General features: G+C 53.4%; 24 protein-coding genes. 3 read left to right on the top strand and 21 right to left on the bottom strand.

Going from position 1 to position 19,015, the window contains the following annotated elements; all coding sequences use genetic code 11:
* Position 1: 1 nt before the first annotated feature.
* A complete protein-coding gene (locus MN202_RS07855; RefSeq protein WP_335735546.1) occupies positions 2–625 on the top strand; it encodes an START domain-containing protein in 624 nt (207 codons plus the stop codon).
* A 76-nt stretch (positions 626–701) separates the two neighbouring features.
* On the opposite strand, the gene MN202_RS07850 is transcribed toward MN202_RS07855, so the two are convergent.
* The 21 genes from MN202_RS07850 to MN202_RS07750 are packed head-to-tail and all read right to left on the bottom strand — an operon-like array spanning position 702 to position 17,992.
* Complete coding sequence (locus MN202_RS07850; RefSeq protein WP_335735545.1) at positions 702–1,133, bottom strand: excinuclease ABC subunit A; 432 nt, start codon at positions 1,131–1,133, stop codon at positions 702–704.
* Positions 1,126–1,929, bottom strand: coding sequence for a MipA/OmpV family protein (locus tag MN202_RS07845; protein WP_335735544.1), 804 nt, complete (start codon positions 1,927–1,929; stop codon positions 1,126–1,128). The genes MN202_RS07850 and MN202_RS07845 overlap by 8 nt, the downstream gene beginning before the upstream one ends.
* The gene (locus MN202_RS07840) at positions 1,930–3,159 is read right to left on the bottom strand and encodes a beta-ketoacyl-ACP synthase (RefSeq protein ID WP_335735543.1); all 1,230 of its coding nucleotides are present in this window, start codon (positions 3,157–3,159) and stop codon (positions 1,930–1,932) included. It abuts the gene before it with no gap.
* Entirely contained in the window at positions 3,159–3,881 is a 723-nt protein-coding gene (locus MN202_RS07835) for a 3-ketoacyl-ACP reductase FabG2 (protein ID WP_335735542.1), read from the bottom strand. The genes MN202_RS07840 and MN202_RS07835 overlap by 1 nt, the downstream gene beginning before the upstream one ends.
* Before the next feature lie 2 nt (positions 3,882–3,883).
* Positions 3,884–4,336, bottom strand: coding sequence for a hotdog family protein (locus tag MN202_RS07830; protein WP_335735541.1), 453 nt, complete (start codon positions 4,334–4,336; stop codon positions 3,884–3,886).
* Positions 4,333–5,520 (bottom strand): beta-ketoacyl-ACP synthase, encoded by a 1,188-nt coding sequence (locus MN202_RS07825; RefSeq protein WP_335735540.1) that lies wholly within the window; start codon positions 5,518–5,520, stop codon positions 4,333–4,335. The genes MN202_RS07830 and MN202_RS07825 overlap by 4 nt, the downstream gene beginning before the upstream one ends.
* Positions 5,517–6,089, bottom strand: coding sequence for a DUF3261 domain-containing protein (locus tag MN202_RS07820; RefSeq protein ID WP_335735539.1), 573 nt, complete (start codon positions 6,087–6,089; stop codon positions 5,517–5,519). The genes MN202_RS07825 and MN202_RS07820 overlap by 4 nt, the downstream gene beginning before the upstream one ends.
* On the bottom strand, positions 6,071–7,312 hold the full coding sequence (locus tag MN202_RS07815; RefSeq protein ID WP_335735538.1) for an NAD(P)/FAD-dependent oxidoreductase: 1,242 nt from the start codon (positions 7,310–7,312) through the stop codon (positions 6,071–6,073). The genes MN202_RS07820 and MN202_RS07815 overlap by 19 nt, the downstream gene beginning before the upstream one ends.
* A complete protein-coding gene (locus MN202_RS07810; protein WP_335735537.1) occupies positions 7,299–9,554 on the bottom strand; it encodes an MMPL family transporter in 2,256 nt (751 codons plus the stop codon). Before MN202_RS07810 ends, MN202_RS07815 begins: the two co-directional genes overlap by 14 nt.
* Positions 9,547–10,071, bottom strand: a complete 525-nt coding sequence (locus MN202_RS07805) for an outer membrane lipoprotein carrier protein LolA (RefSeq protein ID WP_335735536.1) — start codon at positions 10,069–10,071, stop codon at positions 9,547–9,549. Before MN202_RS07805 ends, MN202_RS07810 begins: the two co-directional genes overlap by 8 nt.
* Entirely contained in the window at positions 10,068–10,478 is a 411-nt protein-coding gene (locus tag MN202_RS07800) for an acyl-CoA thioesterase (RefSeq protein ID WP_335735535.1), read from the bottom strand. The genes MN202_RS07805 and MN202_RS07800 overlap by 4 nt, the downstream gene beginning before the upstream one ends.
* A complete protein-coding gene (locus tag MN202_RS07795) occupies positions 10,465–12,069 on the bottom strand; it encodes an HAL/PAL/TAL family ammonia-lyase (protein WP_335735534.1) in 1,605 nt (534 codons plus the stop codon). The genes MN202_RS07800 and MN202_RS07795 overlap by 14 nt, the downstream gene beginning before the upstream one ends.
* Complete coding sequence (locus MN202_RS07790; protein WP_335735533.1) at positions 12,053–13,045, bottom strand: LpxL/LpxP family acyltransferase; 993 nt, start codon at positions 13,043–13,045, stop codon at positions 12,053–12,055. The genes MN202_RS07795 and MN202_RS07790 overlap by 17 nt, the downstream gene beginning before the upstream one ends.
* Positions 13,042–13,779 (bottom strand): glycosyltransferase family 2 protein, encoded by a 738-nt coding sequence (locus tag MN202_RS07785; RefSeq protein ID WP_335735532.1) that lies wholly within the window; start codon positions 13,777–13,779, stop codon positions 13,042–13,044. Before MN202_RS07785 ends, MN202_RS07790 begins: the two co-directional genes overlap by 4 nt.
* Positions 13,772–14,128, bottom strand: coding sequence for a 3-hydroxyacyl-ACP dehydratase FabZ family protein (locus tag MN202_RS07780; RefSeq protein WP_335735531.1), 357 nt, complete (start codon positions 14,126–14,128; stop codon positions 13,772–13,774). Before MN202_RS07780 ends, MN202_RS07785 begins: the two co-directional genes overlap by 8 nt.
* Positions 14,125–15,468, bottom strand: a complete 1,344-nt coding sequence (locus MN202_RS07775) for an AMP-binding protein (RefSeq protein ID WP_335735530.1) — start codon at positions 15,466–15,468, stop codon at positions 14,125–14,127. The genes MN202_RS07780 and MN202_RS07775 overlap by 4 nt, the downstream gene beginning before the upstream one ends.
* Positions 15,452–16,003 (bottom strand): COG4648 family protein, encoded by a 552-nt coding sequence (locus MN202_RS07770; protein WP_335735529.1) that lies wholly within the window; start codon positions 16,001–16,003, stop codon positions 15,452–15,454. The genes MN202_RS07775 and MN202_RS07770 overlap by 17 nt, the downstream gene beginning before the upstream one ends.
* Positions 16,003–16,251 (bottom strand): acyl carrier protein, encoded by a 249-nt coding sequence (locus MN202_RS07765; protein ID WP_335735528.1) that lies wholly within the window; start codon positions 16,249–16,251, stop codon positions 16,003–16,005. The genes MN202_RS07770 and MN202_RS07765 overlap by 1 nt, the downstream gene beginning before the upstream one ends.
* 14 nt (positions 16,252–16,265) lie before the next feature.
* Positions 16,266–16,547 carry a phosphopantetheine-binding protein gene (locus tag MN202_RS07760; RefSeq protein ID WP_335735527.1) on the bottom strand — a complete coding sequence of 94 codons (282 nt, stop codon included), beginning with the start codon at positions 16,545–16,547 and terminating at the stop codon, positions 16,266–16,268.
* 2 nt (positions 16,548–16,549) lie between these two features.
* Complete coding sequence (locus tag MN202_RS07755; protein WP_335735526.1) at positions 16,550–17,311, bottom strand: lysophospholipid acyltransferase family protein; 762 nt, start codon at positions 17,309–17,311, stop codon at positions 16,550–16,552.
* 3 nt (positions 17,312–17,314) lie between these two features.
* Positions 17,315–17,992 carry a beta-ketoacyl synthase chain length factor gene (locus tag MN202_RS07750; RefSeq protein WP_335735525.1) on the bottom strand — a complete coding sequence of 226 codons (678 nt, stop codon included), beginning with the start codon at positions 17,990–17,992 and terminating at the stop codon, positions 17,315–17,317.
* 208 nt (positions 17,993–18,200) lie between these two features.
* On the opposite strand from MN202_RS07750, the gene MN202_RS07745 reads away from it, so the two are divergent.
* Together MN202_RS07745 and MN202_RS07740 are read left to right on the top strand one after the other, a co-directional pair.
* On the top strand, positions 18,201–18,776 hold the full coding sequence (locus MN202_RS07745; protein WP_335735524.1) for a 4'-phosphopantetheinyl transferase family protein: 576 nt from the start codon (positions 18,201–18,203) through the stop codon (positions 18,774–18,776).
* A complete protein-coding gene (locus tag MN202_RS07740) occupies positions 18,773–19,015 on the top strand; it encodes a GlsB/YeaQ/YmgE family stress response membrane protein (protein ID WP_335735523.1) in 243 nt (80 codons plus the stop codon). The genes MN202_RS07745 and MN202_RS07740 overlap by 4 nt, the downstream gene beginning before the upstream one ends.

The following is a 19,015-nucleotide window of genomic DNA, read 5'->3' as shown; positions in this document are numbered from 1 at the left end:
AATGCGTCTTTTACTCACGTGTCTGATGTTGTTCAGTGTGGCAATAGCTGCAGAGGAAAAGCCATGGCGGCTATATAAAGCAGTGGCTGAAACCCGGATAGAATATCGTCACAATGCCGATAAGCTGCTGCAAGTTAAAGCCCAGACCGAAGTAAAGGCTACGCCAGGCGCATTTTTACACCTGCTGGAAGATACCGCCAATATTACCAACTGGGCTGCCAATACCGAAAAAGCTGAGTTGCTGGGCCAGCCGGATGCTAAAACGCACTTAGTACACACTTATTTCAGCGCCATCTGGCCGGTGTCGAAGCGGGATATGGTAACGCAGTCAGTGTGGCAGCAAGATGCCAGCAGCGGTGTGTTAACTATGGTTGTTAGCGATATGGGCCAGCATTTCCCGGCGGTAAAAGGCTATGTGCGCATGCAGCAGGTGCAGGCTAGGTGGACATTAACGCCGTTACCCGACGGCCGGATGAAGATTGAGTACCAGGGCCAGGCTGATGCGGCCGGCAAACTGCCACACTTTATCGGTGACAAGGTGGCGTTAAAATCTTTATTTAAAACCTTGCTGCAGTTACAGCAGGTATTGCCGGTCTATCCGCAATCCTATCCGGGCTTAGTGTAATTATGCCGTCCACGTAAACAAAGCCGGCATCACAGCGCCGGCTTTATTGCGGTTTTGGACTGTATTCGCTTGCTGATTAAAACTTAACCAAATCGCCTTTCAGCGCTACACCAGCCATAATATTGCCGGCACCACACTGATACTCAGTAGCACTGCTGAACTCGTTGTTTTTGTAGTTCGAGCGGATATTTACCACGGCATCATAGCCGCGTTTTTGTGCCGCTTCCTGCAATGCTTTAATTGCTGACAACAGCACCCACTGGCAGGCTTCATCGTCTGATTTACCAACAGCGTTGGTTTTTTTATTAGTGCCAATCTCGCCCCATTTGCTTGTTACCTTAGCATGGCTTTGGCCGGCAAAATAAAACGGCACATCAAGTAATGCCTGTTTGGCTTTGTCGGTACCGATAATACTTTCCAGTGGTAGTGTCAGCACGTCGTTACGGGCCTGAGCGGCGCCACTTACTAACACGGCAGATAACGCCATTAGGCTTAAAACTTTATTCATCGAAATATCCTTGTTGGTTAAAAATCCATGCCAGTGCCACGCCAAAGCTGGCGTTATGCTGGCGTTGTAGTAAAGGGCTATCGGCAAAACTGACGCCCTGCAGATTGTCGTAACGGACAAAGGCCCCCAGCCACCAGCGTTTATGCTGCCAGCTAATGCCATTGGACCAGCGCCAGCCAGCATAACCGGCCCGCGCCCTGTACTCTTGCCGTGTCGCCGTGGCATATGCCGGCGCTACGCCATATAAGTACTGATGGTATTCTTTATCGCTCCAGTTTAACGCTAACTGACTGGTCCACTGCAGACTGTTGGCTAGCTTTTGCCGCCAACGCAGTTGTGGTTCCAGCCGCCAGCCGGCATCGTGCCATTGCCGCAGATCAGTGGCGATGGCTTTACGCAGCGGCAGGCGCAGCAATAATTGCTGCCGGTCATTGTTTAGCAGCTGGTAATCCGCCGTCGGGCCAATTTCGGTGAGCCACAGCAGATCCGGCATATCGCGACGGGCCTGGTTGTCGTCACTGTTTACCGGCAATGCCGCAGCCAGGCTTAAATTGAGCGACAGCTTACCGGCGCTGAATAACTGGCCCAAAGCTTCGGAACGGGTTAATTTAACCTTGTCACTGCGATAGGTAAAGTAAGGAAATGGTAACAAATAGTGTTGCTGCCCGGCAGCGCCGGGATAATCTGGCAATTGGCTGTAAGCCAGACCAACACCCAGTTGCCAGGCTGCTTCCTCTGCATTGGCCTGCCAGGGTGCCAGCATAAAACACAGCACTATAATGCCCAAGTAGCGCATCTAGCCGCGCCACCGTTTAAAGATCAGTGAAGTATTAATGCCACCAAAAGCAAAGTTGTTACTCATCACATAATCGGTATCCAGCTCACGGCCACTGTCACGGATATAGTCCAGTTCAGCGCAGGCCGGATCGACTTGCTGCAGATTTAGTGTCGGGGCAAACCAGTTATCGCGTTGCATCATAATGCTGGCCCAGCTTTCAATAGCGCCACAGGCACCCAGCGTATGGCCCAGGTAGCTTTTTAACGAGCTGATAGGCTGTTTGCTGCCAAACACCCGCGCCGTTGCCTGGCTTTCGGCGATATCGCCACGGTCGGTTGAGGTACCATGAGCATTGACATAACCAATAGCGGATGCCGGTAAGCCTGCATCCTGCAGTGCCAGCCGCATTGCGGTTTCCATAGTGCTGTCGGTCGGCTGGGTGACATGTACACCGTCAGAGTTGGTACCATAGCCAACGACTTCGGCGTAAATAGTGGCTCCGCGCGCCAAGGCGTGCTCCAGCTGTTCCAGAATTAATGTGCCGGCACCTTCGCCGATAACCAAACCATCGCGGTTGGCGTCAAAAGGTCTTGGCGTCAGCTTTGGCGTGCTGTTTTTCGTGCTGGTGGCGTACAGGGTATCAAACACCGCAGCTTCGGTTGGGCACAGCTCTTCGGCGCCGCCGGCCACCATCAGCACTTGCTTACCATACTTTATCGCTTCGTACGCATAACCAATACCTTGTGAGCCAGAAGTGCAGGCTGAGCTGGTGGTATGCACCCGGCCTTTAATGCCAAAAAACACCCCGACATTGACGGCCGTAGTGTGGCCCATCATCTGGATATAACTGGTGGCTGTAACGCCGGTCATATCACCGGTAGCCATCATACGGCCAAACGCCAGTACCGGTTCAGTGCTGCCGGTAGACGAGCCATAAGCAATACCGCAACGGCCGTCTGTCAGCGCCGCATGCCCCAGCAAACCGGCGTCCTGCAATGCCAGTTCTGTGGCGCGGGTCGCCATTAACGACACCCGGCCCATTGACCGGATTAACTTACGCGGATAGTGTGCCGGCTTAACAAAATCCGTTACCGGTGCCGCCAGCCGGGTACTCATGTTGCTGTACAGATCCCACTCTGGCATCACCGTTACTGCATTTTGGCCCTGTTGCAGCGCTTGCTTAAACTGAGGCCAGTTATCGCCCAGTGCGGTAACAACTGACATACCGGTTACAACGACCCGCTGCATCAGACTAACCCGCCATTTACAGAGATAACCTGGCGCGTAATGTAGGCGGCCGGCTCGGAACATAAAAATGCCACGGTGGCGGCCACTTCTGCTGCGCTACCGGCGCGGCGTAGCGGGATCATTTTTAACAGCTCTTCCTGCGCCACGTCTTGCAGCATATCGGTATCAATTAACCCCGGCGCCACGCAGTTTACGGTAATTTTGCGTTTCGCCAGTTCCAGTGCCAGCGCTTTGGTGGCACCAATTAAACCGGCTTTGGACGCACTGTAATTCACCTGACCACGGTTGCCGGCAATACCTGATACTGAGGCAATAGTAACGATGCGACCGCCGCTGCGCAGTTGGATCATCGGCATAACCAGCGGCTGCAATACATTGTAAAAGCCGTCCAGATTAGTGTGGATCACGCTGTCCCAGTCATCTTCTGTCAGTGCCGGAAAAGCACCGTCACGGGTGATGCCAGCATTGCACACAGCACCATAATAGGCACCATGACTGGCGATATCCTGCTCCAGTGCCGCCCGCGCAGCTGCTCGGTCAGCCACATCAAACTGTAACAGGCTGGCATGGCAGCCCAGAGCCTGGATCTCAGCCACAACTGCTTCAGCGCTGCTCCGATCACTGCGACAATGCACGGCAATAGCAAAGCCATCTTTGGCCAGTTGCAACGCTATCGCTTTACCAATTCCGCGACCAGAACCAGTGACTAATACTCGTTTCATCGTTACTCCGTTAACCAGATCCGGTAATCTTCCGGTTCAAATACATTAAGTTTGGCGTTTACCAGCACCTCGCCGCGCTGCGCAATCTGGCAATCAAAAACGCTTAGGCCTGATTCATCCATCACCACCTTAGTGGCGCTGATACTAAGTTCGGCCCCTTCAGCAAAGGCCGGCACCTGCGGCTGATATTTACGACAGCCAAGTAAAAACCCCAGCCGCACGCTGTCACCTGCCGCCAGCTTGTGTGCGCCGGCATAGGCGGCAACAGTTTGCGCCATATACTCGATACCGACATAGGCCGGTACTGAACGGCTGGCAGCATCAAAAAATGCACTGTCGGCACTGATATTAACTTTGCATACGGCATGCTCGGCACCGGCTTCGATAAACTCATCAAGCAGGATCATTGGCTGCGCATGCGGCAATACCTGCTCTATCGGATAACCCGTTATCATGCTGTGGTTCCTAAAATTACTGCAACGTTATTACCACCAAAGGCGAAAGAGCTGGATAAACAATAACGTACCTGTTGTTGCTGCCCCTGTTGCACCAGCTTAAGTTGTGGTAACTGCGGGTCAGCTGCGTTATCCCAACAATGCGGGATCAAATAATGTTGTGGATTATAGTCTGACAGCATCAGCCAGCAAAGCGCCGCTTCAAGTGCGCCGGCGGCGCCCAGTGTGTGGCCGGTCATACCCTTGCTGGAACTGGCGGCCACCTGCTGCAAGCCCAGCGTCGCCACAGCGGCGCTTTCCATACTGTCGTTAAGCGCTGTCGCTGTGCCGTGCAAATTAATATAGTCCAGCTGCTGTGGCTTAATACCGGCGCTGTGGCAGGCCTGGTTAATCGCTGCTATTGCGCCCAGCCCCTGCGGTTGTGGCGCCGACATATGGTGAGCATCGCTGCTGGCACCACCGCCAAGCAAAGCAATACCACTATTACCACGCTGCATAACAAATAAGGCGGCCGCTTCGCCGATATTGATGCCATCGCGGTTGGCGCTAAAGGGCTGACACAAGCCGGCAGATACCGCTTCCAGCGCTGAAAAACCGCGCAGCGTCAGCTGACATAATGAATCGACACCACCCACGATCACTGCATCTGCCAGACCGGCTTGCAGCAGGCTATGTGCACTAAGCAGCGCCCGGGCACTGGATGAGCAGGCAGTGGAAATAGCATAAGCCGGGCCGCTGACACCGGCCAGCCAGCTGATAAACTCGGCGGGGGCCACCATCTCCTGCATCTGATAATCAAAGCCGGCGGCAAATTGCTGTTGTTGCATCTGCAACGCCAGCGCTTGCTCACCTTCAGCAATACCTGAAGTGCTACTGCCGATAATAACGCCAATACGCTCAGCACCGAATTGGCTGCGTAGAGCGGCAACCTCACTGGCAATCTGATTAAAGGCTAAAGCAGCCAGCTGATTGTTGCGGCTGCGATACTGCGCCGGCCAGGTGCTGCTGTCCGGTAGTGCCGTCCTGACTTCACCGACGATGACACTCTGGCCTGCGGCCAGTAAATCGGTGCGCGGTTGCATACCGGCGCGGCTGGCGGCCACGGTATTGTGCCAAACTTCGCTTTTGCTGTTGCCTAAAGCGCAGCACAGGCCAAGCGCAGTTAAGCTGCTAAAAGTGGTCATAACAGTTCCTGCTGTAATGTGGTGATCTGTAACTGATAGCCGGTGCTGCTAAGCCCGATCTGACTGCCCGGCTGCAGCAGGCCTGCCTGCGTTATGCTCAGCACTACCGAGCCATCGCTACGTAACAGCCGACGCACACCGTCTTGCTGGCGCAGGCTGAGCTGCTGCAAACGGCCAGTCAGAAATGACGGCTGCAGCAGGGCCAGCTGCATTTCAGCCAGCAAACGGCGGGCAAACTGCGGCTGATTAAACGGCGGCATACCCGTTACGTTTAGCTGATGGCCACGGCTATACTGCATACGCCATATTTCATGCCCCAGCGGCGACAACGCCACCAGTAGGTAACCATCGGCCTGTAGCAACACCGTCAGTAGAAATTGCTGCTGGCGCTCGCCGTCTTGCCAGTGCAGCTGTTGCACCAGTTGCTGAGGCGCACCAGGCCAGCTGTCCAGCAATTGAAAATGGCCCGCATCCAGCGCCACCCAACCCGCCGCTGGCGGCAAGCGCCACTGCTGGCAGCCACTTAGCAGCAACAGGCAAATTGCCAGTATTACTCTGCGTCCAGACATAATTCCCTTAACACGTTTAAACGCCGCTCCGGCTCTGCCACATAAGGGTTGGCCTGATCCCAGGCATAACCGGCCAGTATTGAGCTGATCATCGCCGTGACTTTGGCCTGGCGCTGGCGGCTAAAAATCACATCCTGAAAGCGGCCGTCATACCAGGCCGTGACAAAAATCCGGAAGGTGTCGATGCCCCGGCGCAGGGGCTTGCTGTACTCGGTTTCCCAGTCTGGCTGCTCACCGTTAAGCTGACGCAGCACCAGCGGTACCGCCATCGCTGCTGAGCGCAGTGCTATAGTGACACCGGAAGAAAACACCGGGTCAAGAAATTCGCCGGCATTGCCCAATAAGGCAAAGCGGTTGCCGTACAAAGTACGTACATTAGCGGCATAGCCGGTTAAACTTTGCGCCTCATTTACCGGCTCTGACTGTGCCAGCAATTGTGCCAACTCGGGTGTTTGCTGCACATGTTGCCATAAGTTGTCCGCCGCACTTTGGCTGGCATCAAAGCGCTGTTGTTTACCCACTACGCCCAGGCTGGCAGTGCCATCGCTAAATGGGATCAACCAAAACCAGACATCGGCCAGACTGGAATGCACGGTGATCAGAATTTTATTGCGGTCAAAGCGCGGATCAGTGATGTTGTCGCGGATGTGACAAAAGCTGGCCTGCCGTACCGGAAAATCGGAGGCTTGTTCCAGTTGCAACAGTTTTGGAAATACACGACCAAAGCCGCTAGCATCCAGCACAAAACCGGCACTAAGCTGATACTGCCGGCCGTTATCATCGCTGACATTCAGCAAAGCCTGCGCCGCGCCGGATACATCCACCTGCTCTACCGTCACACCGTAGCGAATTTGCAGACCTTGCTCTGCTGCAGCATCGGCCAGTATTTTATCAAAGGCGGCCCGCTTTACCTGAAAAGTAGTACCGGGGCCAGGGCTGAATTTATCAGTAAAATCAAAGGCTGTCCGAAAATCATTTTTTAAAAAGGCGGCACCGTTTTTAAACTGAAAGCCATGCGCAGCAGCCTGTTGTTGCAGTGCGGTTTCCAGCCCGGCGTCTGCCAAAAACTGCATGCAATGCGGCAACAGGCTTTCACCGATACTAAAACGCGGAAAATGCTGCTTTTCGACACACAACACTGTTTTACCGGCCTTACTTAACATGGCACCGGCACAGGCACCGGCAGGCCCGGCACCAATTATCACGACATCAAAGTGTTCCACCAGAACCAGACTCCTTGTGGCTTAACAGGGTTAATAGTGGCGCTAATAATGCCGATAGCGCCACGCCGGAAAATACCGTAAAACCAAAGCTGGCAACTGCCGGCGTCTGGCTGAAACTTAACATACCAAAGGCCAGGCAGCTGGTGGCCGCTGATAACGTCACAGCTTGCAGCACTTCGGTTTTGCGCAGGGTTGAGGTATAAAACACGGCGTAGTCCAGTGCCAGCGCCAGCACTAAAATTGCCGCTACCAGATTAAACACATTTAGCTGTTGTTGCCGCCATAAACTGAAACACAGCGCCGCCCCTATCGCCAGCGTTAGCAGCAGGGCGCTGGCCAGTGCAGCCTTAATACCGCGGCGCCAGCTTAACACCACAATACTTAGCAGCAGCGCCAATGCCAGCCAGATTAACAGCTGAGCCCGCAGATGCTGCAGGCTGCTGTTGGTGTCGGCTATCGGGTCCAGCAGGTAAACCGCTGGCAACTGCGCTACCGCCTGTTGCAACAAGTCTGCGGCGCTGACATCACGCAACAGCACTACGGCGGCGGTTTGGCGGCCAACACTAAAATGTTGCTTTAGCAGCGGCGAGCTAAAGTTAGCAGGTGTTAAATAGTCACTGCGCACTGCCGGCACGGCTAACTGCAACTGTGTCAGGTAAGCCTGTACCGGTGCGCTTTGATAAGCCTGCTGCAATAACTGCTGGTGCTGCGCCTGTAGTTGTTGCGACGCCAGCTGCTGGCTTAAGCCTTGCCACTGCAAAAACCACCCCTGTTGTTGCCACTGCGCCAACTGAGCCTGCAGTGCCTGCTCCTGTTGCAGCGCCTGCTGCGGATTGTCGGCCAGTATCACCAGAAAACGGCTGTCCCACTGCTGAGCCCCAAGGGCGCGCACTTCCGCTTCCTGCTGTAGCAGACGGGCCGGGCTTTGACTAAACAGGCGCACATCGTCAGAAAAACGGCCTTGCAGCACCAATAGCGCCAGCATGACTGCGCTAATGCCGAGGCCTGCCAGCCAGACCGGTTTGGCCGGTAACCCCAGATAGCCCTGATTAATTCGCTGGCAGCCCTGCTGCAACCACTGGCTGTTGCGTAACTGCTGTGGTGCCAGCAGCAGCGGTAACAGCAGCCAGACACTGATAAAGGCCGCCAGCAGACCGGCGAGCATAAAGAGTGCGACCTGTTGCAGCAATCCAAATGGCAGCCACAGTAACGCCAGATAGCCAAGCAAGGTTGTAAGCAGGCCCAAGGCCAGGCTTGGCAACATGGCGCTAAAGGCCGCTTTGCCCTGATTAGCGGCTAACATACCGTGGAAGGAGTAATCGATCGCGATGCCGATCAGGGTGGTAGCAAAAACCAGTGCCAGCACATGCGGTTGCTCAAACGCCAGTAACAGTGCAGCCAGGCCGGCAATTACCGCAGGCAGCAGCACCAGACTGGCCAGCAACAGCGGCCGGGCGCTGCGAAAACTCAGCACTAACAACAGCAAAATCGCTAACAACGACATGCTGCCATAAAACTGCATTTCAAAACTGGCGTTATCCGCCGCATGCACAGCGTGAAACAAAACGCCGCTGCGCGCTATCTGCAGCGCCGGCCACTGGTTGCCAAGCGCAGAAAGTTGCTGTTGCAGCGCCTGCTGTAAGGCGCTGGCAGGTACCCGGTCGAACGGATCGGCTGCGGTTTCGCCGTACAACACTATGGCATCGCCCTGTCGCGTTTCAAACCAGTGCTGTTGCAATGTCAGGCTGCCCGCGCTTTGCTGCTCCATAAACTGTTGCGTCAACAACAACGGGTCCTGACTCAGGGCGTTGCTTAGCAAGGGCGCCGGGCTGTACAACCGCTGCCAGGCGGCGTCAACCAAGGGCTGATACCGGCCCTGTTGCAGCAAGTCGCTAGCTTGTGCTGACAGCAGTAAAGACTGATGCTGCTGATACTGCTGCTGTAGCTGTGTCAGCATGGCGCCCGGCTGATACCAGCTTAGGCCACTGATGTTGTGCTGCAATAACGCAGAGGCCGCAGCGCGCAGTTGTGGCAAGGGCAGGCCGGATAACTTAAGGGTCAGCTGCCGGCTACTGTTAACCTGTGAAAGTAATTGTTGTTGCCAGGGTTCGGCGGCCGCGGGTAACAAGGCGGTTATGCTGCTGCTCCACTGCCGTTGTGGTAGCTGCAGCAACAAGTAGGCCAGCAGGCACAGCACCAACACCAGCCAACCGGACGCCGCCAGTCTGGCCGGCTTAATCAAGGCCGGCCTCGTGCAGCAACTCTATGGTCGTGCTGTTACCGTTGGTTTCGTGCAGCACAATTTGCTGCAAGGTACTGTCACCACACAGGCGGATCTGCACAAACAATGTATTCAGCGGTGCCTGTAACGGTTGCAATAACTGACAGCCATCATCGTCGCTGAGGGCAAAGTGGCTGCTGATAAACTGATGCTGCTGTTGCAGTATGGCCAGCATTAACTGACCAACAAATTCACTGCCCGACACCGCCACATATTGTTGTTGCTGCCACTGGCTGACGCCGGCCGGGCTAACCTGCAATTTGCTGTCTACCGGCGTAGTGGTATGCCAGAGCAGTTGTTCAGCGGCAAGCTGAATATAACCGCTACTTTTCAGGGCCACCGGTAAACCCTGCAATTGCTTGGTCTGCTTGAACGCCAGCTGGCCCTGCAACGGCTTAAAGCGCAGTTGCGGGCTGTCGGCCGCCTGCGCCGGTATCAGCAGCAGACTTAGCAACAAGCTTACACCAAGCCGCATCATGGCTGCGGCAGCCCAAGTTTTTCAAACAGTACTGCCGGGCTTTCAAAGCACATTTCTTTGCTGTTTATATCGATAGCCACCTGGATGGTACTGGCTTTGGTCAGCTTTTTGCCGCTGGCCAAATCGGTGATCAGGTAGTCTATTTTCAGCCGGTTTTGCCATTCTTTCAGCGTAGCTTTAACCTTGATCTTGTGAGCGAATAACGCCGAACCGACATACTTAATCTGCATATCGACAATAGGCCACATATAGCCCGACGCCGACATATCGGTGTAATCGTAATTAAAGCTGCGCAATAGCTCACAGCGGGCAACTTCCAGATATTTCACATAGTGGCCGTGCCATACCACCTGCATCGCATCAACATCAAAAAATGGCACATCAATAATGATTTCAGCACTGTGCATCAGAGTTCTCCGGATATAGCGGCCAGTGTTGCTGCTGTAACTGGGCTACCAGCTGACGCAGCTCGGCCTCCAGCGGCCGGTCTTCGCTAACCAGCTGATGTTGTTGCTGCAGACTTTGCAGCATTTGCTGTAGTTCAGTGGTTAAACTGCTAAAACATAACTCGCCCTGCGCAATACGAAGCTGCACGGCTTGCTGTACCGCCAATAGTGACGCCGCCACCACCTGCTCGGTTAACTGCAGTACCCGTAGACAATCGCGCGCCGCTATAGTGCCCATACTAACTTTGTCCTGGTTATGACATTCGGTCGAGCGCGAGAACACGCTGGCTGGCATGGTCAGCTTCAGCGCTTCGGCAGTCCAGGCACTGCAGCCGATCTGCACCGCTTTAAAACCATGATTGATATAGCGGCGCTGCGGCGCTGCAGCAGATAAGTTTGATGGCAAACCATTGTTAAATTTAGTGTCCATCAGCAATGCCATCTGACGGTCGTGCAAATCGGCCAGGTTGGCCACCGCCGTTTTCATACTGTCCATTACCATGGCGATATGGCCGCCATAAAAATGGCCGCCGTGCAGCACATGCTCACCGATACCGTCGATAATAGGATTGTCGTTAGCGCTGTTCAGTTCATTTTCGATAGTTTGCTTAAACCAGGGCAGCGCATCGCGCAGCACGCCAATAATATGTGGCGCACAACGAATAGAATAGCGGTCTTGCAAGCGATCGGAATTGCGCGGGTGCTCATAGTGGTTTAAATCGTGGCGGATCCAGCCAGCCACTTCATTTTGTCCCTGGTGCGGCTTAACACTGAACAAAATATCATCAAAGTGATGACTATTGCCTTGCAGAGCCAGACTGGCCAAAGCCGTAATGCGGCTTGACATACGGGTTAAATATTCAGCACGTTGATAGGCCTGACAGGCCAGTGCAGTCATCACCGCAGTGCCGTTCATAATAGCCAGGCCTTCTTTTGGCCTTAACGTCACCGGGTTCAGACCATAAGCGGCCATCACTTCGGCTGATGGGCGGATCTGGCCCTGATGATAAACGTCCCGCTCGCCAATTAAGGCACCGGCAACATAAGACAACGGCGTTAAATCACCACTGGCGCCGACACTGCCTTCCTGTGGAATACAGGGCACAATATCGTTATTTAAAAACGCCACCAGCAGGTTAAGCAGTTCAAAACTAACACCGGAATAGCCCTGACTGAGTGAGCATAAGCGGGTAGCCAGAATGGCCCGGCCCTGTTCAGGCGTAAAGTTTTCTCCCAGGCCACAGCCGTGAAAGCGGGTAAGATGAATGGGCAACTCATACACCTGTGATAACGGCACCTTTACCGTAACACTGTCGCCATAGCCGGTGGTGACACCGTAAATTACGCCATCTTCCTGCAGCAGTTTGTCGAGAAAAGCCACGCCGGCATTAATTTTTTCTGCAAAGTGTGCGTCGTCGCTGAGGCCGACCGGCACTGCCTGACAGGCTATGGCATTGATTTGCTCGATGCTGATACGATCTTTACCAAAGCGAATGGCGGGTTTATCTGACTCGGCTGATTGCGATAAACCGGCTTCAAGTACTGCTGTCACCTGGCGCTTCCTTCTGTTGACTGTGTTGGCTGGACGCTGGCAATTGCCAGAAGTCGTAAAAATTAAACCATTGCAACGGGTAGCGACAGGCTACCTGCTCCAGTTGTTGTGCATATAGCTGCACGGCGCTTTGCAGTGCCTGTTGCCGGTCTTTACGTGGCAGTTTAAGCTGCCCGGCAAAGGGTTCAAACATCAGGTTGTAACCATCATCCTGCTGCATACAAAACATCAGGTAAACCGGACATTGCAGCACGCTGGCAAGTATCCAGGGGCCGATGGCAAAAGGGGCCGGTTTACCCAGGAAGTCAGCCAAGATGGCACGTTCCGGCGCCTGTACTGAAATACGATCGCCAACAATGACCACCAGCTCACCGCGGGCAATACAATCACTTAGCATCACACTAACGGCAGGCGTCAGTTCTGTCACTTCAATCAGTTGCAGATCCACAGCACTATTGCTGTCTTTCAATATACGGTTAAAAGCAGCAGCGTGACGGGTATGAGCCAGTACGTTAATTTTTATTGGGTATTTGCTGCGCACCAGGGCGCGACACACTTCCAGATTACCCAAATGGCTGCCAATTAATACTGCACCTGTACCGCGTTGCGTTATCGTGTCAAAACCAACACTACCGCCGTAATACACCTGCTTACCATCCAGCCGGCCAAGCCAGGCATCTATTTTTGCCAGCGCCGCCATGGCAAATTGCCAGAAGTGGCGAAAACTTTGCCAATAACCCGGCTGACGCTGAAACGGGCTTAACGGCCCTTTATAGGCGTGTACTTGTTGTAAAAACTGTATTGACGCAGTGCGGGCTACGCGATCTTTGACAAAAAAATAGGCCAACACCGGAGCCATGACCAATAAAATCAAATATTTACCACCAAACTTGTACAAGCCCAGCAGCAAACGGATGGCCAGATAACTGCCATTTTCGCGCTTCTGTGCCCAATGACTGCGTTTCGCAGTTGTCATGCCTGGCTCCATTTACGCCACAGCAGCACGGGTGCGCGCCATAACATGCCAAAAAACAGCCGGGTGTGCATTTTGCTGATCAACCAGTTGTCACGCAGCAGATTAAAGTGCGAGCGGCCACCTTGTGGGTACACCACTTTGGTTGCAATAAACTGCACCGGCACGGCTTGCCAGTATAGGCGCACCATAATTTCAATATCAAAATCCATTCGCTGTCCCAGTTTTACCCTGTCCAACAGGGCGACAGTAGCGACCAGCGGATACACCCGCAAGCCCAGCATAGAATCTTTGATATCACGGGACAGGGTTTCAATATGAACCCAAAAATGCGTTATATGCCGGCCAATACGACGGCTGCGCGGCATAGAGTCGTCATATAACGGCGCGCCGCTGATCAGCGCCAGCGGCTGTTGTGCTGATAACTGCCAAAATGCGGGTATATCCTGAGTGTCGTGCTGGCCATCGGCATCAATTTGCAGCGCATGGCTAAAGCCGGCGGCCAGAGCATGCCGCAGGCCGGCGCTTACGGCCGCGCCTTTGCCGCCATTTTCGGCCAGAGTTAGCAACTGCACTGACGGGTACTGCTGTGCCAGTTGCGCCAACACTTGTTTGGTGGCGGTATCCGAGCCGTCGTCGACAATAATCAGCGGTAATTGATAAGGTAACAAGGCCGCCAACGTTGCCGCTATGGTTTCATGATGGTTGTAAATTGGTATCAAAAAGCAATTACGCATCGCTTGTCAGGCTCCATTTTAAACGGCCAGACGCCACCTTTTCACCGTTGCGGCTGTAACTGAACAAGGATGTGTGTTCTGCAGTATGTTCCAGCGTTAACAGCAGTTGCTGCCCCGGTCTGATCATCTGCTGAAACTTCAGCACTTCAACCGCCTGTAGCTGCTGCAACGGAGCAAAGTACTGCCGGCTGAAGTGCACCGCCCAGTCCAGTTGTGCTACGCCCGGCAGTACTGGCGCGTCAGGAAAATGGCCGGCAAACCAGTGAATATCAGCACTGATATCCAGCAATAAGCTAATCTGCTGCTCTGTTTGGCTAAGCACCGTCAGCGTTGGTAATAACTTTGTCATGGCAAAAACAGTGCCTCCAGTTGCGCACGCGGTAATTTACCCTGCGCATTGTACGGCAGCGCCGTTAAATAACGAAACCGCTTTGGCAGTAACACCCGCTCAAAGCGTTGCAGCAGGTGCTGCTTTAACAGCTGATTCAGTGCCAGCTTACCCTGCGTCTGTAATACGGCCTGACCGGCTGCTGACAACACCACGACCAGGGCTAACTGAACCTTAGGTTGTTGCAACAACAGCGCCGCAGCTGCGCTAACCAGTTCACTGTGCTGACAAAACTGCTCCAGTTCCGGCAGCGATAAGCGCTTTTCTTCCAGTTTAACAATGCGATCCAGCCGGCCTTGTAACATAAAGCCGTTGTCCGGCAGTAACTGTACTTTGTCTTCTGTCTGGTAAGGACTGCTATCCGGCAGATGCGGCGATTGCAGCACTAAGGCACCTCGCTCGTCGCAGGCCAGCCTGACACCGTTAAAAGCCTGCCACCGGCCGTCACTATGCAGACGCTGGCGAAAACCAATACCACCGGTTTCAGTACTACCGAACACTTCTGTCGGTACCAGCCCCAGTGCCTGTTGGTAGCGCGGTGGCACCGCATCGGCTAAAGCACCACCAGAACTGAAAATCGCACTGATTTTGTCAGCTTGCGCTGCCAGTGTGGCGATATCATCAAAACGGGCCAGATGCGCCGGGCTGGCGATAAAAACCAGCTGCTGGTGCTGTAATAACGCCTGCCATTGTTCCAGATAACTAAGCTGCTCAGCGTAAAATGGCCGGTTATCGCACAGAGGCCACAACAAGCGAAACAACAAGCCGTAGATGTGCTGCATTGACACGGTGCCGGCAACCAGTGTCGCCTGTTGTAGCTGGCCAGCAAACTGCTGTTGCAGTGTCTGCACCTCGCGCAGCAGCTGTGACAGACTTTTGCTGATCAACTTAGGTGCGCCACTGGAGCCCGAGGTAAAAAAACTCAACCGGCACTGCACGCTTAATTGCAACTGCAACTTTGCCGGGGCTGCTGTTATGTCTGCAACGCCGCTAAATGTTTGCCCGGCCTGCCAGTCACAATGATGTGCTGCCAGTGCCAGTGTTGCCGGTTGGCCATCGGCAGACAGCACTATATGCTTGCCGGCTATTGCCAGTGCCACCAGCCAGATACTAAATTGCAGGCCGTCTGGCTGGTATAGCAACACATTGTCACCATCTTGCTGCAGGATATGCTGATAGCACTGCTGCACATTATGGTACCAACGCTGATAGCTATAATGTTGGCCGAGGTTATCCAGCGCTATAGTTTGCTCAGCCGATGTCCAGCTAAGCTGCCAAACGTTGTTACGTAGCTCTAACACGACGTCGTACCAGCCATTCTGCTGCCATTAATAAGCCCATCAGCAGATAGGCGATAAAGCCGTTGTATAACACCCACAGATCCCAGTCACCCCACCAGGCAGTGAGTGCTGCAATGGCGCCGTTTAACAGAAAAAAACCGCACCAGACCTGCGTCACTTTACGGGTATAGGCCACGCCTTTGGCGTCCAGCTCACCTTCAACCAAACGCGCCAGCCGCTCGACAACCGTCGGCGGATAACACAGCGACCAGCCAAACAGCGCTAACATGCCACCATTTACCCAAACCGGGTAATATAACATGGCTTGCTCGGCTTTACCCAACACACTGGCAGCCAACAGTATTACCGCGCTAAGCAAAAAGAAGCCGCGTTGTGACCACGGGCTTTGGCCAAATATCGCCTTCACCAGCGCTATCAGCGCCAGCGGCGTTAAGGCTGCTGCAGGATGCCAGTGACTGACCGCCCACCAGATATAAAATGGGTAAGCCAGCAGTGCAAGTTGCAACAGCACTTTAACCAGTGGATGTTGCAGCATCAGGCGTCGATCAGGGCGTATACTTCGTCCACTACGTTTGCCACAGTGCGTACGGCTTTAAATGCATCCGGCTCAATTTTTTTGCCGGTCAATTCACGCAGTTTTACCACCAGATCAACGGCATCAATGCTGTCCAGATCCAGATCTTCGTACAGGTGGGCATCAAGCTGTACCTGCTCGGGATCCAGTTCAAATTCCTTTACCATCAGTTGTTGTAAAACGGCAAAGATGTCTTGTTTTGTTTTCATTGTTATAGCTCCGGTTACTGCTGCTGTTGCTGTTGCTGTTGCTGTTGCTGTTGCTGCACATAAAGCGCCAGATTGCTGATGCTGGCGAAGTGCTGCTTATTCTGTTCGGCGTTGGCGTCTGGTTTAATCTGGTATTTTTTCTTTAACGCCTGGCCCAGTTCTAAGGCATCGATTGAATCAAGCCCGAGGCCGTCACCAAACAAGGGCGCATCATCGTCTATATCTGCGGCGGTAATATCTTCCAGCTCCAGCGTTTCGATGATCAGTTGTTTTAATTCGTGTTTTAAAGCGTCCATAGTTAACTCAATACCTGCTGATAAAAACTTTGCAAATCCCTTGTCAGCTGTCTGGCAGCCAGCGAAGGGGACGACAGATTACGGTAGCTATGCACCGCTATCGGTTTAATATAGTGAATAGCCAAGGTTGGCTTACGCTTAGGCACATTATACCAGTGTTCTTCTTTGGTCAGGGTGCTGGGCTGGCAACTGATGCGCAGTGCCAGATAATCACAGCCCGAGCGCAGCGCTATATTGGCTGCGCCGCGCTGAAACTGCAGCGGCTGGCCGGGCTTGCTGCGTGTGCCTTCCGGAAAAATAATCAGGTTGTTGCCCCGGGCCAGTGACGCCGCGCAATCATCCAGCAACTGGTCCGGATCAGCATTACTGATATAGCCGGTACTGCTTATCACACCGCGCATAAAGGGGTTGCGAAACAGCTGCGCTTTTACCACGCAATCAGCGTTGGGCGTCATGGCGATCAGGGCCACTACATCAATCAGACTGGGGTGGTTAGCAATAATAATCTGACCACGCGCCTGGCGCAGTGTTTGCTGAGCAGTAAAATCAAAATTAAAGATCTGTACCCACTGCATCAATTTAATAAAGCTGCGAAAAGTGACATGCACCGTATGACGGGCGCGACGTTTACGCTGTTCAGCATCACGGATAATGCAGCGCTGCAATGGCAAGACGGTGAGCGACAGGATAATGCCGCCGACACCAAAGGCAACAAAACAAAAGCCGGTGGCTAAAATGCGATACCAGTGATTCAGTGTTTGCATTTATCAGCCCCGTTGCCACTGCCACTGGCATTGACGACCTGCAATACTAACAGCGTGGCACTGCTGCTGCAGCCAGGGTAGCAACTGCAGCGTCTGTTGCTCAGACGCCAGCTGCGCCGGTGCACTGTGGCGGCTAAAGCAGACTTTTTCTCCCTGACTGCGGCTAAGCAACAACGCCAGAGCCACCGGCTGTGCCGGATCGTGGCAAAATGACTGATACACTTGCGGAACCGGCTCGTCTGCATACAGCACCAGCACCTGATCGAGGTCGGCTTCGGTTTGCAGCCGTGCAGCAGCTTCCAGCACCGCATAGTGCAGGCTGTCAGCTCCGGCGGCAATGGCGTTGCTGTCAGCGCGGTTTTGGCTGAATAAACTTAACTGGCCAATAATGGCATTGTGCACTGACAACGCAAATTGCGTTGGCGACAATTCTTCCTGTTGTGCTACCTGTTGCAGCAGGCCCAGAGTTTTATGCAGATCGCCGTGGCGGGAAGCAAAGATAGTACTTAGCTGCTGTTGCGCTGCCGGCGTATTATCAGACGCTTGCAGTTGCAAAGCGACGTCAAAGGTTAGCTTAGTCAGCTTACTTAAACGGCGGCGGGTCATTGCCGGTACCTGAGCCAGTTCGGGCGCGGCTAAATCCGGCGTCCATACTGCCCAGTCGGTTAAGAAAAATTCCATCACAAGATACTACCCGGCCGGTTGCAATTTAGACCATCAAAAACGGCGTATCATATATAACATGGTGACTAAAAGTAAATAAAGTCTTTACAACTGTCTGGTTTCCATCAGGATATAATCTGATCCCGCGTGGTAAATTATGTTCAAACAAATTTTATAGCTATGCAGGCTGTAACGTTTACCTTAAATAACCGCTGAGTTGTTGATTATGATCACCCTGGCCTATCGTTTAACCTTGCAGTCAGTTGAGCAATGCCAAAGCTGGCTGACGGCAACTGAGTGGCAATACTGCCAGGCCCTCAGCCGAAACCGACAGTTGGAATTCAGTAACGGCAGAGCCTTAGTCCGCCAGTTATTATCACAAAACCCTGCTCAGGCAATTGTAGATATTGCTATCGATCTGCCATCAGACAAAGCACCGGCATTACTGCTGCAGGGCAAGCCAATACAGTTGAGCATCAGCCATAGTGGCACAGCTATTGCCGTCGCGGTAAGTGAACAGCCAATAGGGCTGGATATAGAGCAGACTAAACTCCGCGACTTTACTGCGCTGGCACAACAGTTTCCTGCGCTGGCAAATGCGACGACGCTACAACAGTTTTACCAGCACTGGACAGGTTGTGAAGCCTACAGCAAATGTACCGGGCTCACTATCTGGCAGGTACTGCAACAGCCTTTACCAGAAGATATCTCTCTGTATTATTTGCCTTTATCGAACTATATGCTTTGCTTATGCTATCAGGATACTAGCCTGCCAATACAAAACCTTGGGGAATTGCGATGAACTTTATTTTGTTTTTAATCATAGGTGCCATTGCCGGCTGGCTGGCGGGTAAAATAATGAAAGGCCGCGGTTTTGGCTTATTGGGGAATATGGTGGTAGGCATTGTAGGGGCTTTCGTCGGCGGCTTATTGTTCCGCGCTATTGGCTTAGCATCCTATGGTTTTATTGGCTCTTTAGTTACTGCTACCGTCGGTGCTGCAGTGCTGTTGTTTTTAATCGGTTTGATAAAAAAAGCCTAA

The organism is Rheinheimera muenzenbergensis, from assembly GCF_036984005.1.
GTDB lineage: Bacteria > Pseudomonadota > Gammaproteobacteria > Enterobacterales > Alteromonadaceae > Alishewanella > Alishewanella muenzenbergensis.
The sequence above is the reverse complement of the archived record's forward strand: the minus strand, read 5'-3'. Positions and strand labels throughout refer to the sequence as shown.